The organism is Leucobacter fengyongliangi (assembly GCF_050971685.1).
Taxonomy (GTDB): domain Bacteria; phylum Actinomycetota; class Actinomycetes; order Actinomycetales; family Microbacteriaceae; genus Leucobacter.
In genome coordinates this window covers 66,822-92,089 of record NZ_JBPCEU010000005.1, presented here as the reverse complement: position 1 = coordinate 92,089, position 25,268 = coordinate 66,822, and the positions used below count along the sequence as shown (strand labels likewise).

Annotated in this window: 22 protein-coding genes; 16 read left to right on the top strand and 6 right to left on the bottom strand. The window is 62.0% G+C overall.

Annotated features, from left to right (window positions below; translation table 11 throughout):
• The first annotated feature begins 1 nt into the window (after window position 1).
• The 4 genes from ACR0R4_RS05300 to ACR0R4_RS05285 are packed head-to-tail and all read left to right on the top strand — an operon-like array spanning window position 2 to window position 3,696.
• Entirely contained in the window at window positions 2–853 is an 852-nt protein-coding gene (locus tag ACR0R4_RS05300; protein ID WP_433646328.1) for an ABC transporter permease, read from the top strand.
• Window positions 850–1,626, top strand: coding sequence for an ABC transporter permease (locus ACR0R4_RS05295; protein WP_433646327.1), 777 nt, complete (start codon window positions 850–852; stop codon window positions 1,624–1,626). Before ACR0R4_RS05300 ends, ACR0R4_RS05295 begins: the two co-directional genes overlap by 4 nt.
• Entirely contained in the window at window positions 1,616–2,479 is an 864-nt protein-coding gene (locus ACR0R4_RS05290; protein ID WP_433646326.1) for an ABC transporter ATP-binding protein, read from the top strand. Before ACR0R4_RS05295 ends, ACR0R4_RS05290 begins: the two co-directional genes overlap by 11 nt.
• Window positions 2,476–3,696 carry a multidrug effflux MFS transporter gene (locus ACR0R4_RS05285; protein WP_433646324.1) on the top strand — a complete coding sequence of 407 codons (1,221 nt, stop codon included), beginning with the start codon at window positions 2,476–2,478 and terminating at the stop codon, window positions 3,694–3,696. Before ACR0R4_RS05290 ends, ACR0R4_RS05285 begins: the two co-directional genes overlap by 4 nt.
• Before the next feature lie 147 nt (window positions 3,697–3,843).
• Here ACR0R4_RS05285 and ACR0R4_RS05280 read toward each other — a convergent pair whose 3' ends face one another.
• The 3 genes from ACR0R4_RS05280 to ACR0R4_RS05270 are packed head-to-tail and all read right to left on the bottom strand — an operon-like array spanning window position 3,844 to window position 6,922.
• Window positions 3,844–5,052, bottom strand: a complete 1,209-nt coding sequence (locus tag ACR0R4_RS05280; protein ID WP_433646323.1) for an acyl-CoA dehydrogenase family protein — start codon at window positions 5,050–5,052, stop codon at window positions 3,844–3,846.
• Window positions 5,049–5,954, bottom strand: coding sequence for an amidohydrolase family protein (locus ACR0R4_RS05275; RefSeq protein WP_433646322.1), 906 nt, complete (start codon window positions 5,952–5,954; stop codon window positions 5,049–5,051). Before ACR0R4_RS05275 ends, ACR0R4_RS05280 begins: the two co-directional genes overlap by 4 nt.
• A 41-nt stretch (window positions 5,955–5,995) precedes the next feature.
• Window positions 5,996–6,922: an SDR family oxidoreductase gene (locus ACR0R4_RS05270; protein WP_433646321.1), complete on the bottom strand. Its 927-nt coding sequence runs from the start codon at window positions 6,920–6,922 to the stop codon at window positions 5,996–5,998.
• Between the two features lie 323 nt (window positions 6,923–7,245).
• On the opposite strand from ACR0R4_RS05270, the gene ACR0R4_RS05265 reads away from it, so the two are divergent.
• The 9 genes from ACR0R4_RS05265 to ACR0R4_RS05225 all read left to right on the top strand — a co-directional run bounded on the left by ACR0R4_RS05265 (window position 7,246) and on the right by ACR0R4_RS05225 (window position 17,308).
• The gene (locus ACR0R4_RS05265; protein WP_433646320.1) at window positions 7,246–8,646 is read left to right on the top strand and encodes an MmgE/PrpD family protein; all 1,401 of its coding nucleotides are present in this window, start codon (window positions 7,246–7,248) and stop codon (window positions 8,644–8,646) included.
• A 41-nt stretch (window positions 8,647–8,687) separates the two neighbouring features.
• A complete protein-coding gene (locus ACR0R4_RS05260) occupies window positions 8,688–9,827 on the top strand; it encodes a flavin reductase (RefSeq protein ID WP_433646319.1) in 1,140 nt (379 codons plus the stop codon).
• Window positions 9,824–11,317 carry an aldehyde dehydrogenase family protein gene (locus tag ACR0R4_RS05255; RefSeq protein ID WP_433646318.1) on the top strand — a complete coding sequence of 498 codons (1,494 nt, stop codon included), beginning with the start codon at window positions 9,824–9,826 and terminating at the stop codon, window positions 11,315–11,317. Before ACR0R4_RS05260 ends, ACR0R4_RS05255 begins: the two co-directional genes overlap by 4 nt.
• 89 nt (window positions 11,318–11,406) lie before the next feature.
• Window positions 11,407–12,408, top strand: a complete 1,002-nt coding sequence (locus ACR0R4_RS05250; RefSeq protein ID WP_433646317.1) for an ABC transporter substrate-binding protein — start codon at window positions 11,407–11,409, stop codon at window positions 12,406–12,408.
• A gap of 42 nt (window positions 12,409–12,450) precedes the next feature.
• The gene (locus tag ACR0R4_RS05245; protein WP_433646316.1) at window positions 12,451–13,263 is read left to right on the top strand and encodes an ABC transporter permease; all 813 of its coding nucleotides are present in this window, start codon (window positions 12,451–12,453) and stop codon (window positions 13,261–13,263) included.
• A 1-nt stretch (window position 13,264) separates the two neighbouring features.
• Window positions 13,265–14,032: an ABC transporter permease gene (locus ACR0R4_RS05240; protein WP_433646315.1), complete on the top strand. Its 768-nt coding sequence runs from the start codon at window positions 13,265–13,267 to the stop codon at window positions 14,030–14,032.
• Window positions 14,029–14,838: an ABC transporter ATP-binding protein gene (locus ACR0R4_RS05235; protein WP_433646314.1), complete on the top strand. Its 810-nt coding sequence runs from the start codon at window positions 14,029–14,031 to the stop codon at window positions 14,836–14,838. Before ACR0R4_RS05240 ends, ACR0R4_RS05235 begins: the two co-directional genes overlap by 4 nt.
• 38 nt (window positions 14,839–14,876) lie before the next feature.
• Window positions 14,877–16,199 (top strand): LLM class flavin-dependent oxidoreductase, encoded by a 1,323-nt coding sequence (locus ACR0R4_RS05230; RefSeq protein WP_433646313.1) that lies wholly within the window; start codon window positions 14,877–14,879, stop codon window positions 16,197–16,199.
• Window positions 16,200–16,204: 5 nt separating this feature from the next.
• The gene (locus ACR0R4_RS05225) at window positions 16,205–17,308 is read left to right on the top strand and encodes a zinc-binding dehydrogenase (RefSeq protein ID WP_433646312.1); all 1,104 of its coding nucleotides are present in this window, start codon (window positions 16,205–16,207) and stop codon (window positions 17,306–17,308) included.
• A gap of 95 nt (window positions 17,309–17,403) precedes the next feature.
• On the opposite strand, the gene ACR0R4_RS05220 is transcribed toward ACR0R4_RS05225, so the two are convergent.
• Complete coding sequence (locus tag ACR0R4_RS05220; RefSeq protein ID WP_433646311.1) at window positions 17,404–18,342, bottom strand: LysR family transcriptional regulator; 939 nt, start codon at window positions 18,340–18,342, stop codon at window positions 17,404–17,406.
• A gap of 56 nt (window positions 18,343–18,398) precedes the next feature.
• On the opposite strand from ACR0R4_RS05220, the gene ACR0R4_RS05215 reads away from it, so the two are divergent.
• Window positions 18,399–19,499 carry an alcohol dehydrogenase catalytic domain-containing protein gene (locus ACR0R4_RS05215; protein ID WP_433646310.1) on the top strand — a complete coding sequence of 367 codons (1,101 nt, stop codon included), beginning with the start codon at window positions 18,399–18,401 and terminating at the stop codon, window positions 19,497–19,499.
• 61 nt (window positions 19,500–19,560) lie between these two features.
• Window positions 19,561–20,712, top strand: coding sequence for a M24 family metallopeptidase (locus ACR0R4_RS05210; RefSeq protein WP_433646308.1), 1,152 nt, complete (start codon window positions 19,561–19,563; stop codon window positions 20,710–20,712).
• A 36-nt stretch (window positions 20,713–20,748) separates the two neighbouring features.
• Here the strand turns inward: ACR0R4_RS05210 and ACR0R4_RS05205 are convergent, their stop codons facing one another.
• A complete protein-coding gene (locus ACR0R4_RS05205) occupies window positions 20,749–21,216 on the bottom strand; it encodes an HtaA domain-containing protein (RefSeq protein WP_433646307.1) in 468 nt (155 codons plus the stop codon).
• On the bottom strand, window positions 21,213–22,151 hold the full coding sequence (locus tag ACR0R4_RS05200; protein WP_433646306.1) for a LysR substrate-binding domain-containing protein: 939 nt from the start codon (window positions 22,149–22,151) through the stop codon (window positions 21,213–21,215). The genes ACR0R4_RS05205 and ACR0R4_RS05200 overlap by 4 nt, the downstream gene beginning before the upstream one ends.
• Window positions 22,152–22,254: 103 nt before the next feature.
• Here ACR0R4_RS05200 and ACR0R4_RS05195 point away from each other — a divergent pair, with 103 nt between their 5' ends.
• Window positions 22,255–25,260, top strand: a complete 3,006-nt coding sequence (locus ACR0R4_RS05195) for a cytochrome P450 (RefSeq protein ID WP_433646305.1) — start codon at window positions 22,255–22,257, stop codon at window positions 25,258–25,260.
• The last annotated feature ends 8 nt before the right edge of the window (window positions 25,261–25,268 follow it).

Here is a 25,268-nt window from a genome sequence, read left to right as displayed (position 1 = left end):
CATGACCACGCAAATCGCGCCGCAAGACAACCCCACCAGGGTTGTTGCTATCGCGAGAGAACAGACCAAGAAGCGTAGGGGCCGCCCCAAGCAGCTGCTGCTCGGCTTCGCCGGCATCCTCACGTTACTCCTGATATGGGAGGGCGCAGCGAGAGTCGGCCTGGTCGACTCACGCTTCCTGCCCCCACCCACCGAGGTGATCCCCGCCTTCTTTACCATCCTCACATTCGGCGACTTCTGGATCGCGATGGGCACCACGGTCCTGACGTGGGGCATCGGCCTGGCGGTCGCACTGGTGGCCGGTACCGTCCTGGGTGTCACGGTCGGACTTTCGCCATTCCTGCGACGCGCGACGCACACCACGGTTGAATTTCTCCGGCCGATCCCATCGGTTGCCCTGATTCCGCTCGCGGTCCTGCTGTTTGGCGCGCAGATGCAGGCGGCACTGTTGCTCATTCTCTACGCGTCGTTCTGGCAGATCTTCATTCAGGTGCTGTACGGGGTGGCTGACGTCGACCAAGTCGCCATGTCGACCGGGCGCAGCTACGGCTTCAGCAAGTGGCAGCGCATCCGATACATTGTGTTCCCCACGATGCTGCCATTCCTGATGACCGGACTGCGGCTCGCGGCCGCAGTCGCGCTGATCCTCGCGGTCACGGCACAACTTCTGATCGGCACTCCGGGTCTTGGCCTTGAGATTTCGAAGGCGCAGAACGGTGGCCAGTATGTCACGATGTACGCGCTGATCCTCGCGACTGGCATGCTCGGCGTGCTCATTAACTTCGGCGCCCGTGCGCTCGAGCGGTGGCAACTATCCTGGCACGAATCGGTACGAGGGGAGATCCCAGCATGAACAAGCTACTCTCGGGGATCGGGTTCGCGCTCGGCCTCCCGATCATCCTGATCGCGCTGTGGTGGATCGGGACGATCGTTTCCCCCAACTTCTTTGTGCCGACCCCGCCCGAGCTCGTCGTCACGTTTGTTGAAACCTGGCTCGGGCCGCGTATCTGGATCGACATCCTGCCGAGCATCGGTCGATTCCTCGCCGGTGTGACGATCGCGATCGTCAGTGGCATCGTTTTGGGTGTGCTCGTCGGACTCAACCCGACTCTGCGTTCGTTTACCGAACCGGTGTTTGAGTTCTTTCGCGCGCTCCCGCCGCCAGTGCTGATCCCGGTGCTGCTCCTCCTGTTCGGCACAACCGACGCGATGAAGATCGGGATCATCGCGCTGGCCGCGGTGTGGCCGGTGCTACTCAACACCGTCGAGGGGGTGCGCGCCGCCGACTCGGTGCAGTCTGACACCAGTAGGTCGTACGGCATTGCTGGGTTCAAGCGGGTGAGGTACCAGGTGCTCCCCGGCGCATCACCGCAGATCTTCGCGGGCGTGCGGCAGAGCCTCCCGATCGGCCTCATGCTGATGATCATCTCCGAGATGTTCGCCTCGAGCTCGGGACTCGGGTTCTCCGTGATCCAGTTCCAGCGCCGGTTCGCGATTCCCGAGATGTGGTCGGGCATCCTCGTGCTGGGCTTGCTTGGCCTGACCGTAGCCGTCATCTTCCGCTTCGTGGAGCGCCGCGTGCTCCGCTGGTACCACCGACTGAAGGATCTTGAAAATGCAGCCTGAAACTCAGACCCCACTCGATACCGTCTCTTACGGGCGCACCCTGCCCCCCGAAGAAACTCTGCTCTCGGTGCGGAACCTGAAGAAGATCTACCACACCGATGGCGGCGACATCGAGGCGGTGCGAAACCTCACCTTCGATTTGGGGAAGAACGAGCTGACCTGCTTGGTCGGCCCGTCCGGGTCCGGCAAAACTACGCTGCTGAAGTGCATCGCCGGGCTGCTCGAACCGACAAGCGGTCAGGTGGTGCTCGACGGCAAAGAGGTCACCGCGCCGCCCAAGAAGATGGCGGTCGTGTTCCAGGAGTACGGGCGCTCGCTGTTTCCGTGGCTGCGCGTCGCCGAGAACGTCGAGTTGCCGCTCAAGAATGCGGGAATGCCGAAGGCCGAGCGGCAGAAGCTTGTCGCAGAGGCGCTCGAGAATGTGGGCCTCTCGCACGTGCCGAAGTCGTACCCGTGGCAGCTCTCCGGTGGCATGCAGCAGCGTGTTGCCATCGCGCGGGCCATCGCGTACCAGCCCGAGGTCCTGCTGATGGACGAGCCGTTCGCCGCGGTCGATGCGCAGACACGCGCCGACCTGGAGGATCTGGTGCGTAAGGTACGCAAGACGCTCGGCATCTCCGTGCTCTTCGTGACGCACGATATCGATGAGTCGGTGTATTTGGCCGAACGGGTGATCATGCTGTCGAGCTCGCCGACGGTGGTGCAGGAAGATCTCGTCGTGGATTTGCCTGAGGTACGCGATCAGCTCGAGACCCGGGCGCTGCCGCGTTTCACGGAACTGCGTCACCATGTCTACCAGCAGATCCAACTCGCGAAGAAGGGGTTCCGGGCAGACGACGCGTCAGCTCAGTGACGAACCTCGCATCAACGCATGAGCCCCGGCGAATCTCGCCGGGGCTCATGCTTGCGCTCGGGTACGTGGCGATGGCTGCGGCTGTCGCCACCGACCTCTACCTTCCCGCGTTCCCCGACATCGCGTCCGACCTGGGCGCTCGCCCCGCGGTCGTGCAACTCACGCTCACTGCGTTCCTTGGCGGTGCAGCGGTTGGGCAACTGTTCTCGGGTTCGCTCTCTGACGCACTTGGGCGGAAGCGTGTACTGGTCATCGCCTTCACCGTCTTCGTCATCGCCGCGTTTCTCGCCGCCGCCAGCCCGTCGATCGAGGTGCTCATCGCTTTGCGTGCCGTGCAGGGATTCGCGGGTGCGTCGGGCGCGGTACTCGCCCGGGCAATCATCGCCGACATCGCGACACCTCGTGAAACCGCGCGAGCGTTCGGAACGCTCTTCGCGATGATGGCCCTCGGCCCCGCGGTTGCGAACCCGCTGGGGGCGTGGCTGACCGAACTCGGAGGTTGGCGTCTCGCACTGTTGGGCCTCGGTGTCATCACCGCGGGCATGCTCGCCGTGGCGCTGTGGGTGATCCCCGAGAGCCGCCCGCCAGCGCAGCGACACCCCTTCAAGGTGCGGGTATTGCTGCGCAATCTGCGCTCGCTCGCGCGGAAGCTCGTATTCATGGCCTACGTCATCGCGTTTGGCGCAGGCTACGCGGCGATGATGGTCTACATTGCTTCGTCGTCGTTCATCGTGCAGGGGCTGTTCGAGACCACCCCTGTCGGCTACTCACTCACCTTCGTGGTGGGTTCGCTTTCGTTCATGCTGGGGGCGTGGGGGAGCGGACGGCTGGGCAACCGTTTCACCGGGGCACAACTCTTGCGCGTGGGGCAGCTGCTCCAGGTCGGGGCCGGGGCAGTGCTCTTGGTGCTCGCACTCGTGGGGCTGCTCGCCGGCGCTCCTGGACTGTGGGTCTGGGTGCCGCTGATCGCAGTGCTGAACGCCGGCAGCGGCATGGTCATGTCCACGGCCTCGGCCCTCGCTGTGGCGCAGGCGGTCGGCGTGGTGGGAGCCGGATCCGCGCTCGTCGGCTTCAGCCAGTTCGTGTTGGGAGCGATGGCTTCCCCACTCGGAGGCATCTTTGGCACGGGTACGGCCGTGCCCGCCGCGGCTGCGATCCTCACATGCGCACTGCTGTCGCTCGTCAGTGGGCTCGTCGCGGCTCGCGCAGCGCGCTGAGCGGGCACCGCGGGCAAGGTGAGAGAGCGGTGCGCGGCGTCGTTCACCGACCCCAACGTGAGTGATGGTACGGCCAAACTCAGCTCCAACATGGCACAGCGGGCCGGGGAGTTCTTCCCTGGCCCGCTGTGCTCGCGCAGTGCTGGATTACACGAACGCCGAAGCGCCGGTGAGGGCTCGCCCAACGATGAGAGAAGTGATCTCGTGTGTGCCCTCGTACGAATACACGGCTTCGGCATCTGCGAAGAACCGCGCGACATCGGTGTCGAGCACAATGCCGTTTCCTCCCACGATCTCGCGTGCGAGCGCGACGGTCTCACGAGCCCGCAGTGCTACCCACATCTTTGCGAGCGAGGAATTTGCATCACTGAAGATGCCGCGATCCTGCAACTCGGAAATCTGGATCACCATACCGAGTGAGGCGACGGCATTGCCTGCCATGCGCGCGAGTTTCTCCTGGATCAGCTGGAACCCAGCGAGCTTGCGGCCAAACTGCTCGCGCTCGCGCACGTAGCGGATCGCGGCCTCCAGCGCGCCGGCCTGCAGACCTGCCGCGATCCACGCGACGTCGGCGCGCAGTGTGCCCATGATTTCGGAGACATCTCGCCACGAGTTGATGCGCTGCAGCCGTGCGGAATCCGAGACGCGCACGTTGGTGAGTGTGAAGTCGGCGTTCTGCATGGGGCGCAGTGAGACCTTGCCGGTGATCGTGTCGATTGCGACACCCTCGGCCTCGCGGGGCACCAGGAAGCACTTCACCTGACTGTCAGCGGTATCGCGGGCGAACACAGCGAGCACGTCGGCGCTGATCGCGCCGCCGATCCAGCGCTTGTGCCCGGAGATGATCCAGTCGTCGCCGTCACGGGTCGCGGTCGTGGCCAATCCACCAGCGATGTCACTGCCGTGTTCGGGCTCGGTCAGGGCGAAGACGCCCTTCACAGCGAAGTCGCGGATCTGGGGGTCGAGTTCGGCTACCTGCTCAGGTGACCCGCCCATGCGCACGGTCGCCCGAAACAGCCCCGCCTGCGCGTTGTAGACCGTGGCGACCGACACGTCGGTGCGAGCGAGCACATAACTCCGGAAGCCCTTGAAAAGCGATGAGTCGGCCTCTTCTGAGGTCACACCTTCGGGTGCCATGAGACCCAGCGGGGCGAGCGCGCCGATGATGCCGGGAGGCATCGTTGCGGTATCCCACGCCTCATTGACGAGCGGCTTCACGCGCTCGTCGAGGGTGACCTGGAGTTGCTCGAGCGCGGCCCGCGCGGCCTCGCTCAGCTTCCCGTCTGCGAACTCAAACGGGTCGAGACCGATCGCGCCGGTCGCGGTGATCTCTGGCTCACGTAGGGGGGTGCTCACGCGCTCGTCTCCTTGGCTTGGTCAAGGCCCAGCAGGCGGATGGCATTGTCTTTCAGAATGCCGGGGAGTGCCTCAGGCTTGATGTTCGTCTGCTCGATGTCTTTCATCCAACGATCCGGAGTGATGAGCGGAAAATCTGTGCCGAACAGCACGCGCTCTTTCAGGATTGTTCCGGCATAGCGTTGCAGCTCGGCCGGGAAATACTTCGGGCTCCAGCCCGACAGATCGATCCACGTGTTGTGCTTGTGGGTCGCGACCGACAGTGCTTCCTCCTGCCATGGCACCGACGGGTGCGCCATCACAATCTGCAGGGTCGGGAAGTCAGCGGCGACGCCGTCGAGCAGCATCGGGTTCGACAGTCCGAGCCGCAGGCCGCGACCGCCGGGCATGCCCGCGCCGATGCCCGTCTGGCCGGTGTGGAACAGCGCGACCACGCCCGCCTCTTCGAGCACGCGGTAGAGCGGGTAATAGCGTTCGTCGCTGGGGTCGAAGCCCTGCACGGTGGGGTGAAACTTGAAGCCGCGCACGCCGTGGTCTTCGATGAGGCGGCGGGCGTGATCCACAGCAGCATCGCCCCGCAGCGGATCGACCGAACCGTAAGGGATCAGCACGTCGTTGTGACGTGCTGCACCCTCGGCGATGTCTTCGCTGGGAATGGGATCGTGGCCGAGGCTCGTACGCGCATCCACGGTGAAGACCACCGCGGCCATGTTGCGCTCACGGTAATACTCGGCCACGGCATCGAGTTCAGGCCGGAGGCCGCCGTTGCCGAAGTAGGCGCCGACCGCGGCTGCGAGGTCATTGGGCAACGAATTGTGGCCGTGTTCGTCGCCTTCAATGTGCACGTGCGTGTCGATCGCGATGAGCGAGTCGAGATCGAGGGCTGGTTCGTAGCGGGTCATGGGTGCTCCGTAGATTGCGTTGACGGCTCTTGGCGGATCGCTTAGGCGGCCGGGGGCTGGAGCTCTGCGGGCAGTGCCGGGAACTTCTCGCCGACAGACTGCAGGTTCTCGCCGACCACGCGATCGAACTCAGCGGCGAGAGCCTCGGCGTTCCACCCGCCATCGTGGAACGCGGTCGCGACGGGCTCGGGGTGTGACCAGACCTGAATGCGGTCGCCGCCCACGCCAATGGCCTGACCGGTGACACCGGCTGCCGCGTCGGAAGCGAGGTGAGCGATCAGCGGCGCCACGTCTCTCGCGCCGCCGAAGCCAATCTCCTTGCGGAAGAAGTCGGGCATGGGCTCGCCCTTCGCGTCAGCCTCAACTGCTGCGTGAAAGTAGGGAACGGTCGCCGTCATCGCGGTCGCGGCAACGGGGATCACGGCGTTCGCGGTGATGCCGGCTTTCTTGAGCTCAAGAGCCCAGGTGCGCACCATGCCGACGATGCCCGCCTTCGCCGCAGCGTAGTTGGTCTGACCGAAGTTGCCGCGCTGACCGGTGGGGGAGCCGATGCAGATGATGCGCCCGCCTTCGCCCGCTTCGCGCATGTGGATCGCGGCCTCGCGCACGCAGGTGAATGTGCCGCGCAGGTGGACGTTGGTGACGAGGTCAAAGTCTTCGTCGCTCATCTTCCAGAGCACGGTATCGCGCAGCACGCCGGCGTTGGTGACGAGAATGTCGAGGCGCCCAAAGGTCTCGACGGCGGCGGCAACGAGCTGTTTCGCGGTCTCGCTTGGGCCGACCGGGGCGACGACGGCTGTGGCCTTGCCACCCGCGTCCACGATCGAGGCGACGGCCTCGGCTGCGGTGGCTGCATCTACGTCGTTAATGACGACGGCTGCACCCTGGCGTGCGAGTTCCTGTGCGTATGCGAGTCCCAGGCCGCGGCCTGATCCGGTGACGATGGCGACTTTGCCTGCGAGCGACATGTGGGTTCCTCCGCGTTGTGGTTCTGGGGGCGAGCGTGCGTCAGCGAACGAGAGTTCTGACGGCAGTGTCTTAAGTAAACCCGAATTTGATTGAAAAAGTCAACTATTGAAATGACCTCTTTTTGCATGTCTTCGTTGCACGAACTCGGCTGCGCGGGTGCAAGTTCAGATGTGTTCTCGGCGGCTGATACATCAATATTTTTGATGTATCAGCCGCAAATGTTCAGACTTTTGGAGCGGTGAGGTCTGCGCCACACTGGGTGAACCGCAGCGCAGCCATCGCTGCTTCGTGAACAGCAATGACGCAAACGAAGGTGGAGTCCATGCAGAGTCGCATCGACACAACGAATACGAACTTCGCGGGAGTGGTTTCCGCGCATCTCCGGAGCGCTCGGCTTTCTGACATGCCGCAGTCCGTGATCGATCGCGCGAAAGAACGACTGCTTGACAGCGTCGGCAACATTCTTGCCGGGGTGGATGCCACGGGCAATGCAGCTGCGAGGTCGGTCTTCTTGAAAACGGGAGACACACCCGAGGCGACGGTGTGCGGTGTGCAAGGTCGTACCTCCGCTCCGCACGCGGCGCTTCTGAATTCCTTGGCGATGAGATCGTACGATTTTGAAGCAGTCGGGGCGGAAAGCGCAGACGCCAGCATGATTGCTGCGCACATTAGTGGCACCACCGTGCCGGTGGCTCTTGCGACAGGTGAGCGCGCAGCAGCTTCTGGGGCGCAGGTACTTGAGGCACTGATTCTGGGAGATGACCTGGCCTCACGGTTGGCCGTCGCATCCGGATTCCACACCGCGAGCGGCGGAGACAACACGGGCACAGTCAACGTGATGGGTGGCGCAGCGATCGCCGGAAAGATCGCTGGGTTTAGCGAAGTGCAGTACCGATGGGCGCTCGGGCACGCGCTCAATCAGATGGCTGGAACGGTGCAGAGCCTCTTTGACAAGGCGGATTCATTCAAACTCCCTCAGGCGCTGGGTGCTCGTAACGCAGTGGTGGCAGCAGACCTCGCTCAGGCTGGATTCACTGGGTTAAAAGATGCCATACATGCGCCATTCGGGTTCTTTAAAATGTTCAGTCCGAATCCGGCACCGGAAAAGCTGCTGGAAGCACTGGGCGAGACCTTCTACGGAGACATGATCATTAAGCCGTGGTCGTCATGCCGTGCAGCGCACCCGGCGCTCGATGCGGTGCTCCGTGTGCGCGAAGCCAATCACTTGACCGCTGGTGAGATCGAATCGATCGAGGTGCACGTCACTCCCACCACCAAACGCGGCTTCACCGCCCAGGACTTTTCGCAGACCCCCGCGTCAGAAACCGACGGCATTTTCAGCATCCCCTTCAACGTCGCAGTTGGCATGATTGAAGGAACAGTGCGGCCCGAGCATCTTTCGGTTGACTACATGCGCAGCGACGCAGTGCGAGCGATGCTGAATCGAGTATCAATCGTCGACACCCTTCCCGCGGGTGAATACCAAACCGCCGAAGTCATTGTGACGACCAAGTCGGGAGACCGCCTGCATCAACGGGTGGACAACATCCTCGGCGACATCTACCGAAACCGATTGAGCGCTGACGCACTTCTCGAGAAGTACTACATGAATATTGAGTTCGGCGGGCAAAAGAGTCGTGAACAGGCAGAAGAGATCCGGGATGTGATTGGGCGGATCGACGAACTCGACAGCATCAGCGACCTCACCAGATTGCTTGCCTAGCAGTGTCGACCCAAATCCAAACTCACCAGGAGAGCAGAGACATGCACGACCGTCACACGGACACACCCCAGCTCAGCGTCGACGACGTCACCTTTCGGCACGTCGTGGGGCACTTTGCGAGCGGTGTCGCTGTGGTCACCACCGCAGTTGATGGAGAGCTTTTCGGCACCACAGTTTCGGCAGTGAGTTCACTCTCGATGGATCCGCCCATGATGCTGGTGTGTCTGAACCGGTCGAGCAACACGCACGACCAGGTGAAACTCGCGCGTACGTTCGCGATCAACGTGCTCAGCTCACATCAGTCGGATCTGGCCTACCGCTTTGCCAAAAAGGGCGACAAGTTCTCTGGCGTAGACGTCGATATGGTGCAGGGCGTGCCCGTGATCCGCGGCGCGCTCGCGCACATCATCTGCGTGACCGAGGAAGAGGCAGTCGGAGGCACACACACAGTATTTCTCGGCAGGGCCACCTCGGCAGGTGCTTCGGACGCTCAGCCCCTGGCGTACTACCGGGGAGCCTTTGGATCGTTTCACTCGGGAAGCGAGGAGCGCACGTATCTCGACGTTCGCCGGTGGATCCTTGAGCATCGCGACCTGCGGGGTCACGCCGTTTCGATCTCTCGAGTGGTCGAGGAACTGAATCTGCCGCGAGCAGCCGTGGGTCGGGCACTCGCCAAACTGGCGGTGGATCGCCTCCTCGCGATCGAGACCGAGGACACGTTGCAGATCCTGCCGATCACCGCGAAGTTCATGCAAGGCTGCATCGAGGGGCGATCGGCGATCCAGTGCGGGGTGATCACCACCCACCTGGATACACTGACTGATTCAGATGTCACGGAGATGAGAGAGATATTCGAAGAGATGCAGCACCTCCGAGGCTCTGCGGGGGCCATGCGAGCGTTCTTGGATCTCAACGCCCGTCTCCAAGACAGAATCATTGGTCTCGCGGGTTCGGAGGAGCTGACACGGGCGTTCAACCACATGGGCGTCGGTGCCGTCTGGTCCCACACCGTTCCCGAAGATTCGTGGGATGAGTTCTTTGACTCGAGCAACCAGAGGCGACTGATCGACGCGCTCGAGCGCCGAGATATTGCCGCAGCCTGCCAGGCATCCCGCGATCATGCGACCGTGACCCTTGGCTTAGTACACGAGCTCCTGGAGCAGAATGGTGGTGAGGTGTGAATACCGAACTGATGGTGAAGAATGCGACCCAGGTGAAGGTCGATGAGTTTCTCACTCGACCGCTCCGCATGCTCATCGACGGTGCGTGGGTCGACGGCGAACACGGCGAGAGAGAGTTGATCGACCCGACGACTGGAGCGGCATTTGCGCGCGTCACCCGGGGATCGGAGGCCAACGTTGATGCGGCGGTGCGCGCTGCTGAACGTGCCGGTGCCGTATGGCGAGAACTCACACCGGCCCGCCGGGCCGAACTGATCCATCGACTGGGCGAACTGATTCATGAACATGCCGATGAGCTTGCGCTGCTTGAATCGAAAAACACGGGGAAGCCACTCTCCCAGGCGCGGATGTTTGATGTGGCGCATGCCGCTGAAACCGCAATCGCCAATAGCGGGTGGGCGACTCGGCTGAATGGCGAGACCCGAGACATGTCCCGGCCGGGCGACTGGCACGCGATGACGATTCGGCAGCCGCTGGGAGTGGTCGGCGCGATCGTCCCCTGGAACGCCCCGCTTCCCATGGCGGTGAATAAGACAACCGCGGCGCTCGCCGCCGGCTGCACCGTCGTGCTGAAGCCGGCGGAGATTACTCCCGCGACAACCGTACGTCTCGGGGAACTCATTCTTGAAGCAGGTATTCCTGCCGGGGTCGTGAACATCGTCCTGGGGGCTGGATCCGTCGTGGGTGAGGCGATGGTCCAGCATCCCACCGTGGCGAAGATCAGTTTCACCGGATCAACCGAGGTGGGCGTCAGGATCGGCCAAGCCTGCGCGGCCAGCATGAAGAAGTGTTCGCTTGAGCTCGGGGGAAAGTCCCCGGTGATCGTCTTCCCAGACGCCAATCTCGCGAAAGCGGTTCCCGCGGTCGCCATGGGTATTTTTGGGAACAGCGGTCAAGTGTGTGCTGCTGGATCGCGCTTGTTCGTGCACCAGGCGATCCACGAAGAATTTGTGGCCGCGATTGCACAATTTGCGAATCAACTCCGAGTTGGTGCCGCCGGGGATGCAGACCTCGGCCCGCTCATCTCCGATACGCAGAAGCAGACAGTCCTGGGGTACATCGAATCCGGAATCCAAGAGGGAGCCACCCTGGTGTGCGGTGGGGACATTACCGGTCCCGGCTATTTCGTCAGACCGACGGTGATGACCGACGTGCACGCAGACATGAAAATGGTGCGCGAAGAGATTTTCGGCCCGGTGCTCGCAGTGCAAACGTTTGATGACGAGACCTCGCTGAGCGAACTCCTGGCCCGTGCAAACGACTCAGACTATGGTCTCTCAGCATCAGTCTGGACACGTGATATCAGCACCGCCCTCACCCTCGCTCGCGGGCTCGAGGTCGGCACCGTGCGCTTGAACAGCGCGGTCGGCATCGATCCAGCCCTGCCGTTCGGCGGAGTGAAGATGTCTGGCACCGGCCGCGAAAATGGAATCGAAGGCGTCGAACAGTTCACTGAAATCAAGACAATCGTGATTGACCTGAGCAGCTGAGCCAATCGGAGACAGCAGCTCCCCACAGCTCTATTGAGCGAGACAGAAAACGTGCACACCTGTGCGCACTACAAGGAGGTAGTACATCTATGAAGAAAAACCTATGGGCCGCCGTCGCGATCGCGGCAATTGCAGGTCTGGCGCTCTCGAGCTGCAGCGCAGATCCACTTGCCGAGGAGGGTGCAGCCGAAGCAGGAAACGCGGATGCATCGCTCACCTCACTGAAGGTAGTTGTGGCGCCGATTCACTTTGAACCCGCATACATCGCGCAGCAGGAAGGCTTCTTCGAAGAGCAGGGTCTTGAAGTGGAGATCATCCGTGGCGCGGACCCCACCTCGAACATCGCGCGAGTGGTCAGTGGCGAGGTGGATATCACCACCGGCTCCTTGGGAACTCTGATTACCTCCGCGGCGGCGGGTGTGCCGGTTGTTGCCATCGCCGGGAACGGGTACACCGATGCCGAGGTGCCGACTTCTGGCATTTTGGTGCTCGATTCGAGCGACATTCAGTCTCCCGCGGATCTCGCCGGCCGCACGGTGGGCATCCAGGGTCTGAATACCGGTTCCGAGATTCCCATGTTTCTCGCCGCTGAAGACGCTGGGATTGATCCACTGGCGATTGAACGGGTCGAGATCGCCTCTTCAGGCATGGAAACCGCCCTTCTCGAGGGAACCATCGACTCGGTGCTGGCCTCAGCACCGTTCTATGGGCAGCTGATGGCGCGCGACGACGTGCGTCTCATCTCGAACCCCTCCACTGAATACATGGCGGGGAGCCCCATCACGCTCTGGACCGCGACCACCCAGTGGGTCGAAGAGAACGAAGAGAGCGCAGCTGCATTCGTGCGCGCCATGGAGCAGGCGCAGGAATTCTACGAGGATCCCGCGAACGTCGAAGCGGTGCTCGATATCACGGCTGAGGTCTCTGACATTGATCGTGGAACGCTCACTGAGGCCGCGCTCATTCCCGTTTCTGTCGCGATCGACAAGAAGCGTGCTGGCCTCGTTGCCGATGGCTTCTCCAACTACGGCATCGTGTCGACCACCGTCTCTATCGACGATGTTCTGTGGAGCGGCGCCCCTACCCGATGAGTCTGCTCACACAGACAACTACATTGATGAGGATTGACTGAAATGTCAACATTCACCATTCCTGTGGTGCTCCCCGGCGCGAAGGCCCACGGGCTTTCGCGCCGGGCGCGGCTCACCATCTCTCGCGCGCTCGTCTTCGTGGCGTTAGCCGGTATCTGGCAGAGTCTCTATCTCACTGGGGCGCTGCCTGAAGCTGCCCCGGATGTCGCGGGCATCTTCATTGCGCTCGTGACCGTTCTCACGACCTCTGCGTTCTGGGTGGCGGTCGGGCAGACGCTGTTCGGCGCATTCTCGGGCTTGGGGATTGCCGCGGTGGTCGGCATCGTGCTGGGAGTCGCAATTGGAACCAACGGGTTCTTGTCGCGGTCTGTCGAGGTGTTCGTGGAGTTTGGGCGAGCATTCCCGATGCTCGCGCTGATGCCTGTGGTCGTCCTGGTTATTGGGGTCAACGCACGCATGGAGATTCTGATGGTCTTCCTGTCGTGCCTCTGGCCGATTCTGATTCAGTCGATTGCTGGCAGCCGACGTCAGGATCAGTCAGTCGCCGATACTGTATCCGTCTTTCGTATCACCCCGCTTCGCCGCTTCTGGAGGGTCACGCTGCCCTCCGCAATGCCACTGATCTCGACCGGGCTCCGAATTTCGGCGTCAATCTCAATTCTGGTGTCGGTCGGCGTCGGAGTGCTCAGCCAGACCCCCGGGCTTGGGCGACAGATCACCCTTGCGCAGGAGGCATCTCGGTGGGACGTGGCGTTTGCCTACATTATCTTCGCTGGGCTGGTGGGCTGGGCGCTGAATTCTGCCATCGCCGCAGTTGAGGCGAAGGCCCTCAAATGGAACCGACAGGAGATCTAACGTGAAGAGACTTCGGAGAGTTCTGGAGAAGAGCTGGCTCATTGTCGCCCTCGTTCTGCTGTGGTGGTTCGCCTCGAGCGGGAGCACGAACGTGTTCTTTCCGCCCCTCTCGGTGATCCTCGACACACTGTGGCGAGATCTTTCGAACGGGCTCCTCATCGGATACCTCGGGTTCAGCTTGACAAACCTGGCTGTCGGGCTCGCGATTGCCATCGTCGTGGGCATTGGCTTGGGGCTGTTGATCGGAGAAGTGCGCCCGCTCCGGGACGCGCTGGATCCCTATGTGAGCTTTGCGCGCTCCATCCCGCAAGCTGCGCTCGTTCCGCTGATTATCGGAACGTTTGGGTTGGGTCCTGGCCCCAAGATCTACACCATCGCCTTTGCCTGCCTGTTCCCGATTCTGTTAAACACCATCGATGGGGTTCGAGGGATCGAGCCGACGATCCGACGATTCGGCAAGGTGTACCGCATCTCTCCCGCGCGGTACTTCAGAAGAGTAGTTCTCCCGGGGGCCACTCCTCAGATCTTCGCGGGCATTCGTGTGGCGCTTCCGATTGGGATCACCGTCATGGTCGTCAGCGAACTCTTCGCTGCAAACAAGGGTGTCGGGTTCTACATTCTGAATTCGTCGAGCACCTTTCAGATGGCGCAGACCTGGGCCGGTGCCATTTTGGTCGGCATCGTGGGGTACCTCATCACCCTTATTTTCTTCCGCATCGAGCGCATTCCGCTGCGCTGGTATTTCAAGTCAGGAGCAATGGCCCAATGAACACTGAACGAGTTGCAGATACCACTGTGCAGGATCAGGTGAACACCGCTGCCGCAGTTCGAGTTGACCATGTGACAATGAACTTCGGCGAGGGCGAGCAACTCAACCAGGTGCTCGCCAACCTCAACCTGACGGTCGAACAGGGAGAGTTTCTCTCCATCGTCGGCCCGTCGGGGGTCGGAAAGACCACCCTGCTCCGAATCTTCTCGGGCCTCATTCAACCCACTGACGGGCATGTCTACGTAGACAATGAGATGATCCGGCAGCCACATCCGTCGATTGGCGTGGTCTTCCAGGACTACAGCCGCTCCTTGCTTCCGTGGATGACGACCATTGAGAATGTCGCCTTCCCGCTCGAAGGTCGCTTTGGAAAGAAGGAACGTCTCGAACGCGCGGAGAGCGCGCTCGAGAGCGTGGGTCTCGGCGGTCAAGGGAGCAAGTTTCCCTGGGAGATGTCGGGAGGCATGCAGCAGCGTGTGGCCATTGCGCGAGGGCTGGCCTACGAAGCGAAGATCCTGCTGATGGACGAGCCATTCGCCTCTGTCGATGCGCAAACGCGCTTCAGCCTGGAGGACTTGGTGTTGGACCTTCAGCGCCGGCTCAAACTCACCGTCATTCTCGTGACTCACGACATCGACGAGGCACTCTACCTCTCTGATCGAGTGGTGGTGCTTGCCGGAAAGCCCGCTGCCGTGGTCGAAGTGCTGGACACAGATTTTGGTGACCACCGAGACCAAGCATCCACAAAAACCAATCCGAGATTTGGGGAAGCTCGTACTCGCATCCTCGAGCTTCTCGGTCACTAATCGACCACACACACGCACTCGACACGCAGGAGAGAACGATGGAACGTCGCCCCGACAAGATGCATATCACTACGTTTATGCTGCCCGCGGGTTATCACAAAGACAGCTGGCGGCTGGAGGGAAGCCGGGCGGAGGAACTCGGGTATCTCGAATTTGTCGCTGAACTTACCCTGATGGCAGAAGCCGCGAAACTCGATGCGGTCTTCTTTGGAGATATCGTGACGGCCGACACGATTCTGCGCAACGACGTCAAGATGAACGGTCTGTACGAGCCCATGACGGTGCTCGCCGCACTTGCGGCACGTACGACCAAGATCGGTCTGATTGGCACGGTTTCGACTACATTTTCTGAGCCATATAACACCGCGCGACAGATCATGGGAATTGATCACATGAGCGGCGGCCGTGCCGGTTGGAACATCGTGACGAGCTCTCAGGGCAACCAAAACTTCGGGCTAGAAGAAATGCCCGATCCCGCTGACCGCTACCGCCGTGCCATGGAGTATCTCGAGGTGGTGACCCAGCTGTGGGACAGCTGGGATGCAGATGCGGTAGTCACCGACCGCGCATCCGGGGTGTGGGCCGATACCTCAAAGCTGCATCGCATCAACCACCAGGGTGAGTTCTTCAATGTGCAAGGTCCGCTGAACATGCGTCCCTCTCTGCAGGGTCGACCCATCTTGGTGCAGGCCGGCTCGTCGGGCCCGGGAATTGAGCTCGGATCCACGTTCGCGGACTGCATTTATGCCGCGCAACCCGACAAGGCCAATGCTCAGGAGTACTACGCCGACTACAAGCGCATCGTCGCTGAGAAGGGACGCAATCCGAATCAGGTGAAGATACTCCCGGGGCTGGTGCCGATTCTCGGCGACACGCAAGCCGAGGCCGAGGAGCTCGCTCAGCACCTGGCGGATCAGGTAAATATGGAGTTCGGAGTGCAGCAGCTCTCAGCCAGCCACGGAATGGATCTCTCGGGCATCGAGTTGAGCGATCAGGTTCCGGTTGATCGGTTCCCCGAGAAGTTCGCCAGGAGTCGGTCTGAAATCTTCCGTCGACGAGCGGTGCAGGACGGCCTCACGCTGCGCGAACTGATCATTGAGGATGCTCGCGGCACCGGCCACGGGTTCTTCATCGGCACCCCTTCCGCTGCGGCGGACTACATGATCGATTGGTTCGACGGTCGGGCGTGTGACGGATTCAACGTGAACGCGCCCTTCATGCCGGGCGGCATGGAGATGATGTGCACCAAGCTCATCCCTGAGCTGCAGGAGCGAGGCTACTTTCGCACCGAGTATGAGGGAACGACCCTGCGCGAGCACCTGGGACTTGATGCCCCTTCACCCGTGGTACACCGGGACTGACGGCGATGCCAGGAGTCGAGGCCGTCGGTGCCGTACTTCGCGAGTTGGGTGCGCCCCTCGTCGTTGAGTCAATTCAACTCGATGAGGTGACGTCGCACGAGGTTCGCGTGCGGGTACACGCAAGTGGGGTGTGCCGCAGTGACCTCACGGTCGCACACGCTGATCACGGGTTCCCCCTGCCGCTCATGCTGGGGCACGAGATCGCAGGAACCGTCGAGGCGATCGGATCTGCGGTGCGGGGGATCGCCGTAGGTGACCATGTGGTGGCATGCCCGGTGAACCACTGCGGCCGGTGCGCGAGGTGCAGAAACGGGCAGCCGTTTCTCTGCCATGATCACCACGCCACGGCGCGAACTTCTGAACAGGCATCGCGGGTGAGCGTTGCCGGTGAATCTGTGACTCAGTTCATTGGGATCGGTGGCTTCGCTGATCGTGTCGTGCTGCACGAGAACCTGGTTGTGCCGATTCCTCACGAGGTTCCATTCGACGTTGCGTGTCTGCTCGGGTGTGGTGTCTCGACCGGCCTGGGCGCGGTGCTCAATACTGCGGGAGTCACCCACGGAGACACCGTCGTGGTGGTCGGATGTGGGGGCGTTGGTCTCAACGCAGTGCAGGGAGCTCGCATTGCCGGCGCGCGCCGCATCATTGCGATCGATCTCAACGACGAAGCATTGCGGCTCGCGACAGAGCTCGGCGCCACCGATGTGATCAACTCCAGCTACGGGGATCCGGTGGCTGAGGTAAAGCGTGTGACCAATGGGCTGGGGGTGACGCACGCTTTCGAGATCATCGGACGCCCGGAGACTCTCGAGATTGCGCTGGCATCACTGGGCAAGGGAGGAAGCGCGTATCTCGTGGGTGTGCAGAAACCTGATGCGATTCTCGGCATTCCATTCCGACACTTTTTCGATCAGAAGTCGGTGCACGGGGTCGCGATGGGGTCAACGATTCCGCAGATTCACATTCCCGAGTATGCGGAATTGTATCTCCAGGGGCGTTTGCGTCTCGACGAACTGGTCGCGAACCGGATCACGCTCGCGGAGGTCAATGAGGGTCTTGATCGCTTGCGAACCGGGGGCGTCGCCCGATCCGTGATCTTGTTTGAGTAGCCGGAACTGTGATGTCCAGGCGACACAGCGTGGTGAACGCTCAGAACGTCCTCGCGGGTTCCTTCCTCGGATGCGGTGAGGTGCATCGGCTCGGCTCACACCGTGAAGATGGCCTCTGCGGCCTCGATCCACGAACGAGCCAACGTGCTGGGCCTCGAGTCGCGGGGCAGGGCGACGCACACCGTCAGTGCGTCGTCCTCTCCTCCGGCCAGAGGCTTCGACACGATATCGATGTCGTCAACGGTCTTCAGCAACGTGTACTTCTCATACGAAAGCCCCAACACGGTGCCCCGGCCGACAAAGGCACGCAGCGTGCCCATGCTTCGGCAGGTATGCGCAATATTCGGTTCGATTCCGGCATCCCGGAACAGTCGCAGGTAGGCGTCATACAGCGGGTGTGCCCCGAACAGCACGAAGCGCTCGTCTGCCACCAGGCTCAGGGGAATCGTCGCGGGGGCATCAGCTTGCGCCAGCGGGTGATCGCCCGACAGGAGAAGATTCGGTGTCATCCGCAGCAGCGGCTTGCGCTGGATGCGGTGATCGAGGCTCAGGTCATACATAAAGGCAAGGTCAATGTCGCCCTGCAGCAGTCGCTCCTGCAACACGCTCTGGGTTTCCTCCACGAACTCCACGCTGGCGTCGGGGAAGACTTCGGCGAATCGTTTGTGGGTGGCGGGCAGGAGAAACGGAGCGATGGGTGTGGTGCAGCCCACAATGATGCGCCCCGTGTTGCCCACGCCCTGCCGGCTAAACAGAATCTCGAAATCGCGCAGATCCGCGAGCATGTTTCGCGCCCGCACGAGAGCCGCCTCGCCAGAGGGCGTGAGCGTCAGCCCCTTGGCCTTGTGGCGAATGCACAACTGTACGCCGAGTTCACTTTCCAGTTGGTCGATGGAGTACGAAATCGCCGACGGCGCCATGCGCAGCGCGCGACCAGCTTCCGCGAGCGTGCCCGCATCAGCGGCCACTACGAAATGGAACAGCTGGCGAACGCTGAGGTTGGGCAGCCGAAGCGCGACAGTTTGCTGGCTCATTTATTCAATCTATCGGCGGCGACGGTCGTCGTCGCCCCGAACTCCGAGGGAGCACGATGACTCGAACTGGTGTCGCGGCAATTGTCGACCAACTCGATGGAGTATTTCGTATTGACGAAGTTGAATTCGATGACCCGAGAGGGCGCGAAGTGCTGGTCGAAGTGCATGCCGCAGGCTTGTGTCACTCTGACCTGAATGTCGCCTCCGTTGATCGCGGCAGATCTCTTCCGCTCATCGCCGGGCACGAGCTTGCCGGCGTGGTGCGCGCCGTGGGCGACGCAGTGAGCAATCTTCGGGTGGGGGACCACGTGGTGGGTACTGAGGTGCGTGCCTGCGGATCCTGCTCTGCGTGCAACATTGGTCGCCCCACGCTCTGCACGTTTCCTGACAGCTTGGAGCGGTTGCCGACCGAACCTCCACGGGTGCGTCGAGGTTCTGATCGCATCAATACGCTCGGGGTGTCGGCGTTCGCCACCTATTCGCTCGCAGATGAGCGGCAGTTTGTTCGCATTCCGGCAGAGCTTCCCTTTGACGTGGCGAGCCTCCTGGGGTGCGGCGTGACGACGGGAGTCGGCGCAGTGCTCAACGTGGCACGGGTCGCCCCGGCGGAGCGCGTCGCGGTATTCGGTCTCGGGGGTGTGGGTCTGAACATCGTTGCCGGTGCGGCCCTCGCTGGCGCGCGGCAGATCGTCGCGGTCGATGTGGATCAGCGCAAGCTCGAACTTGCCCGGCAATTTGGCGCGACCCAGGTAGTGCAGAGTGCGGGCACTGCGACGCACGAAGCCGTGCGGGCCGTCTGCCCGCACGGGGTGGATCACGCGTTTGACGCGGTAGGAATTCCCGACGTGACGACCGAGGCGATACGCAGCACCGCCTCCGGTGGCACAACCTATCTCATCGGCATTCCGAAGCCTGGTCAGGTACTCGAAGTCGACACGATGGCCGACATGATCGGCGCCCAGCGGGGGATCCGCGGAATCTATATGGGCGGAACGAACCCGGCTCGCGACATCCCATTGTTTGCTGAGCTGGCACTTTCGGGGCGCCTTCCCATCGCCCAATTGATCTCAGAGCGGATCACGATCGGTGATATCAACCGTGCATATGCGAGCCCTGCGGCCTCCGGCGCACGGGCGGTGCTCACCACCCTGCGCTGACCTCCGACGAGGCGCACACAGCTCGCGCCTCGCCACCACATCATCAAGAAAGAGAGACAATATGACTACGGCAACATCAACCGAACTGCGGGCTATCCCTACGTCTGAACTGAAAGAACGCATCGCGAAGATCAGGGAGGGGATGCGCGCCCAGGGCATCGAAGTGCTTCTGGTCGCGGGATTGCAAGACATCTTCAACCGGGGCCACATCCGCTACATCTCAAATCAGGGCGGCGGCGGCATGATCGTGTTGCCGCTCGAGGGGAATCTGACCCACTTCATCCATCCGGTACTTGCAGATTCGCCGAAGATGGACAAGAACGGAAACATTCGTGAGTTCATCGACATTCGCCCGTTCGGTGACGGAGCCTATGGGTTCAAGAATGATTCGGTGGGTCTCATCAAGAGCATGAATGTCACCGGGAAGGTCGGGTACGTCGGCGGATCCGCGATTGGTATCGGTGTGTATCGTGCGCTCGTCGAGGCGGTCGGTGAAGACCGAATCGTCGATGCATCCGATATCTTCATGCGGCTTCGTGCGATCAAGAGCGAGACTGAGATCAGCCTCATGCGCAGGTCGGCGGCAATTGCCGATGACTGCTACGACATGCTGGTTGACCTGGTTGCGCCGGGCGTCACTGACTACACCATCTACGCGGAGACGAAGCGCTTCCTGTTCGAGCACGAATCGCCGTACTCGCTCGAGGTGATTGATGCGGACGGCCCGTTCCTGAATTTTGATCGCTACCCGACGGGTGATGTGCTCACCTCCGGAGGCACCCTGTTCATGGAGATCACGCCGGCGTTCGGAGGCTACTACGCTCAGTTGCCGGTGTCGATGCCGGTTGACGAACTCAGCCCGGAACTGTTGCGCCTGGCGAAGGCGTGGAACGAGGGGTTTACTCTGGGCGAGTCGATGTTGCGCCCGGGCGTCAAGGTGTCGGACATCTCACGGGCGATGCGAGATCGCATCGCAGCAGAAGGCGCGATGAACCCCTTCTCGCACGGGCATGCAATCGGGCTCGATGTCGCGGATGGGTGGGTGCTGGGCGACCAGAATGAGTTGGAGTTGCAACCTGGAATGACCATGGCAGTGCACCCCGCGGCACTGACCAAGGTCGGTGGCGCCGGATTCACCGCCGGATATACCTACCTCATCACCGAAGACGGATCCGAGCGTTTGAGTCGACACGACTTCAACTACGGCTGGTAATTCGGGCCCCGCGGGTTGAACGGCGAGTTGAGGCGTTCAACCCGCGTCTGGTGAACCCACGATTGTGAACTCGTCAAGCGCAGTTCCTTCGACGTAGGGCCCAAAGAAAAGATCAGCTCCTGCTGCGGTCAGTGCGACTCCGGTGCCAATTCGCACCTCTGGGTTGCGTGGCTCCGCACCGGAAGCCGCGGGTGAGAACTCACCGACGGTGGCAAGGTCGATCCGAGTAGCTGGTGCATACGGATCTGAAATCGTGATGACCCAGTCTTCTCCTCGCTGTTCGAGGGCGGGAGAATCCACGGTCAGATTGAGCAGACCGCCGTGCCCAGTGAACCGTATTCCGCCGCGGAATCGGAGGATGCCGGGCGACTGCGCGGGGGCACTGGGGAAGGCTCCCTTCCCGTCGTCGAAGCTGGCGGGGGGCACGGCCTCGACTGAGCCATCCGACATCTCGCTGAGGTAGCGAAGGAACGAGGCCTTGATGCCCCAGTGCAGGGTGCTCATGCTGCGCTGCTCTGTGTCGGCTGGTGCCACGAAATGGTCTGAGAGAACTCGATGAGTGCGGTCACTCGGGCCGGGGTGGGCGTAGAAGCCGACCAGATGACATCGATGCCCACGGGTGGCACCGCCGGCGAAATCTCCTTCATGACCACTGGGTACCCCTCATAGCTCTTGTCGTTGGTGATTCTTTGCACGAGTATGCCGTAGCCAAGCTGACGCCCGACCAGTGTGCGCACGGCTTCGTAGTTGGCCGTTCGATGGCGAATGCGGGGGGTGAGGCCCAGCTCAGCGAAGAGAGACAGGGTGTGCTCACTTGAGGGGGGAGCGTCGAGCAGGATGAGATCCTCGTCTGCGAGCTCTTCGAGTCGTACCGATGCTGCGTCTGCGAGCGGGTGACTGCCGGGAAGGAGCACGTGGGCGGGGAGTTCGACTAGACGTCGTCGCAGCGGAGCCCCGGGAACCTGAGTGCCGTAGACGAACGCCACGTCGACCTCACCGGATTCGAGCCGACCTGCCAGGTGGTCGTGTGTGACTTCGAGAATATCGAGTTGCACGTTTGGATGAGACCGCCCGAACTCAGCGAGGAGCGGAGGAAGGATGACGGGGGCGAGCGTGGGGTAGCAGGCGATGGTGATCGGCCCGGTGAGTTCGAATTCGTTCCCGTGCACTCCGGCGGTCAGGTCGGCGGCAAGCTCGAGGAGTTGTCTCGCCTGCACGATGACCTTCGATCCGCTGCTCGTCAGTGTCACGCCCTGGGCGCGTCGGCGAACCGTGAGCGGGGTTCCCACGGCTCGGTCGAGCTCGTGGAGCGCCTCGGACACGGCTGACGGTGACACGTGCAGACGCGCTGAGGCGGCGGCAATACTGCCGGCTTCGGCTGCGGCGATCAGGTATGACAGCTGCCGAAGCGTGAAACTCGGTGCCCGAAGAGCGCTCATAAATGGTTTTTCCTCATTGAAATACTGGATATACCCGCTTTTCCCATGCTTTGTTCATGATCATACTGGCAGGAAAGGTTTGAGTGAATGGTGGGGTACGCATATGACCGGTCGAGCAGCTCCCGTCGCTGACTGGGTAACAATTCCGGATCTTCACCGAGATCCGTTTCCGATATACGAGCGGCTTCGAGCCGAGGGCGGGGTGCACTGGGTGCCCGCGGTCGGTCGCTATCTGGTGAGCTCATATGAAGCGGTGCACGAAACCGAACTGGATCAGGAGCTCTTTTCTGCGAACGAGGAGGGGTCACTGCAGATTCGAGCAATGGGGCATTCGATGCTGCGTCGAGATGACCCAGAGCACTACCTCGAGCGGAAGGCCTGGCAGCCGGCGCTTCGACCCGGTGAAGTGAAACGTACCTGGACACAGGTATTTGAGCGCAACGCCGCCAAATATCTTGATGAGTTCGCGGCGAACGGACCGGCCGCCGATCTCATCTGGGATTTCGCAGCGCCCTATGCAGCCGAAAATCTGCGGGAACTGCTCGGCCTCCATAACGCGCACCAGACCGACCTGCAGCGTTGGTCACAAACCATGATTGACGCGACGGGAAATTACGCTGACGATGCGCGGATATGGGAATTGGGAAAGACGTCGTTCGATGAGGTCGACCTTGCGCTCGACGAGATGCTTGCGTGGCATGCGAAGCATCTCGACAACAACCCCACGCTGATCGCGCAGCTTTTGCGGGCGCCGGGTGAACTCATGCCGATCGAGCGTATTCGTGCCAATGTGAAGATGACGATCGGTGGAGGGCTCAACGAGCCACGCGACGCGATTGGGGTCGCCGCGTGGGCACTGCTGACCCACCCCGATCAGCGTGACGCTGTCGTGGCGGACTCGACCCTCTGGCCCGCGGTGTTCGACGAAGCGCTCCGCTGGGTGGCCCCGATTGGCTTGTACTCGCGCCAGGTCACGCGCGACACCGAACTTGCGGGCGTTCATCTTCCCGCTGGCGCCAAGTTGGGGATCTGCCTGCTTTCTGCGAACCGAGACGCGACCGTGTGGTCGCGTGCCGAGGAGTTTGATATTCACCGCGAGGTACAGCCGCACCTTGCCTTTGGAAAGGGCGTGCACGTCTGCCTGGGCGCGTGGGTCGCGAAGGCAGAAGTCGCCGCGGTCGGGCTCCCACAACTCTTCAATCGATTCGCGGGGCTGTCGCTGGTTGATGACGATCCCGCAGAAATCGCCGGTTGGGTGTTTCGAGGAATGACCAAACTGCCCGTGGCCTGGCAGGACGCCCCTGCGACCGGGCGAAGCCCTGCCGCTGAGCTCGCGCCTCCGGCCAGTGCGCCCGAAGCCAGGAAGCGGATCGCGATCGTCGGAGCAGGACCTTCGGGATGCTTCATCGCGCAGGCGCTTCGCAAGTCGATGCCCGAAGCGGAAATCGACATGATCGAGGCGCAGCCGGTGCCCTACGGGCTGGTGCGCTACGGAGTAGCTCCCGATCACCAGGGCACCAAGTCGGTTGCCAGACAGTTTGATCGACTGCTTCTCGATCCACAGGTGCGTTTTCACGGCAACGTGCGCCTCGGAACGGACGTTTCGCTCGCGAGTTTGCGAGCCAGTGCCGACGCAGTCGTCTTGGCTACAGGTGTGCACCGTGATATTCCGCTGCGCATCCCGGGTGCGGATCTCGTCGGCGTGCACGGTGCCGGCGAACTCACGCGGGTCTTCAACGGGCACCCCGACCAACCGGCAGTGCCCCCGCTCGGCGAAACCGTGGCCATCGTCGGACACGGCAATGTGGCCCTCGACGTTGCGCGATTGCTCACGCGCACCAATTTCACTGGCAGCGATGTCGATGACCGGGTGCATGGGCAGATCGCTGGGGCTGTGCGCACGGTGCACCTCGTGGGTCGCGGCGCCCCAGAATCTGCAAAGTTCGATCCGGTGATGGTGCGTGAACTTGCCGGGCTTCCCGGGGTGCAACATGTTGTGCACGGTGTGGATATCGATGCGGCAGTGGCGGGAAAGGATGCGCGACTCGATGCGGTACTGACCCTGGCCGACTCACGTGTTGCTGATCCGGGTGCCCGGATTGAGTGGTGGTTTGGTGCGACGCCCGAGGCAATCCTGGGTGATGCAAGCGTTTCAGGCGTGCGGATCAGCACCGAGTCTGAAACCCGCACACTTGAGGTGCAGAATGTGATCACAGCGATCGGTTTTTCTGCTCAGCCCGAGGCGGCAGAATCGATTCCGGTGGCGCCGGGTGAGTTTCCGAGCGGTAGGGTCGAGCCAGGCCTGTACGTTGGCGGTTGGTTGCGTCGAGGTTCGCGTGGCACGATCCGTGATCAGCGAGAGGACGCGCGACAACTTGCCCGGCTCATCGCAGAAGACCTGTCGGAGCTGCCTTCCGCCGACTCGAGCATTGCCGCATTTGTGCCTCCCGCGCACGCTGTGGACTTCACCGGATGGCGTCGGATCGACCATGCGGAGCGTCGTGCAGCTGGACCCGGGAGGGTTCGCGCCAAGATCCGCACTCGCGCAGGTCAACTTCAGGCAGCCCGAGATGTCTCGCTCGATCTCCCCGTCGCCGAGGAGCGATCTGACAGTGCCGCGACACCTGTCGAGCCAGTCACGATCCTCTTTGCAACCGAATCTGGCGGTGCGGAGCTTGCGGCAGAAGAGTTGCACGCGAGAGTCGGCGAACTCGCAGATGTTCGTGTGCGAGACATAGCGGATCTCTCGCCCGCGGAGCTTGATCCCGCACGCCTGCACCTCATTCTCTGCTCCACCTATGGCGACGGGGAGCTGCCGACGAGCGCCCGGGCGTTTCACGCGCAGCTGTCGCTCAAGCAGCACGATTTGAGTGGGCTGCGCTATGCAATGTTCGGCTTGGGGGATCGCAGCTACACGAAGACCTATTCGCGAGGCAGCGAACTCCTGGACGAAGCGCTCGCGGAGTGTGGAGCGCGTCGCGTGGGCGAATTTGGCAGGCACGACGCCGGCGGTGCGCTTGAAACGACGGAGGCCGCGATCGAGTGGGTAGACGGTGTGTTCGCTGAGGTGCAGGCGGGGGAATCAGTGCTGGCTGGAATTGTTCGCTAGGAAGTTCT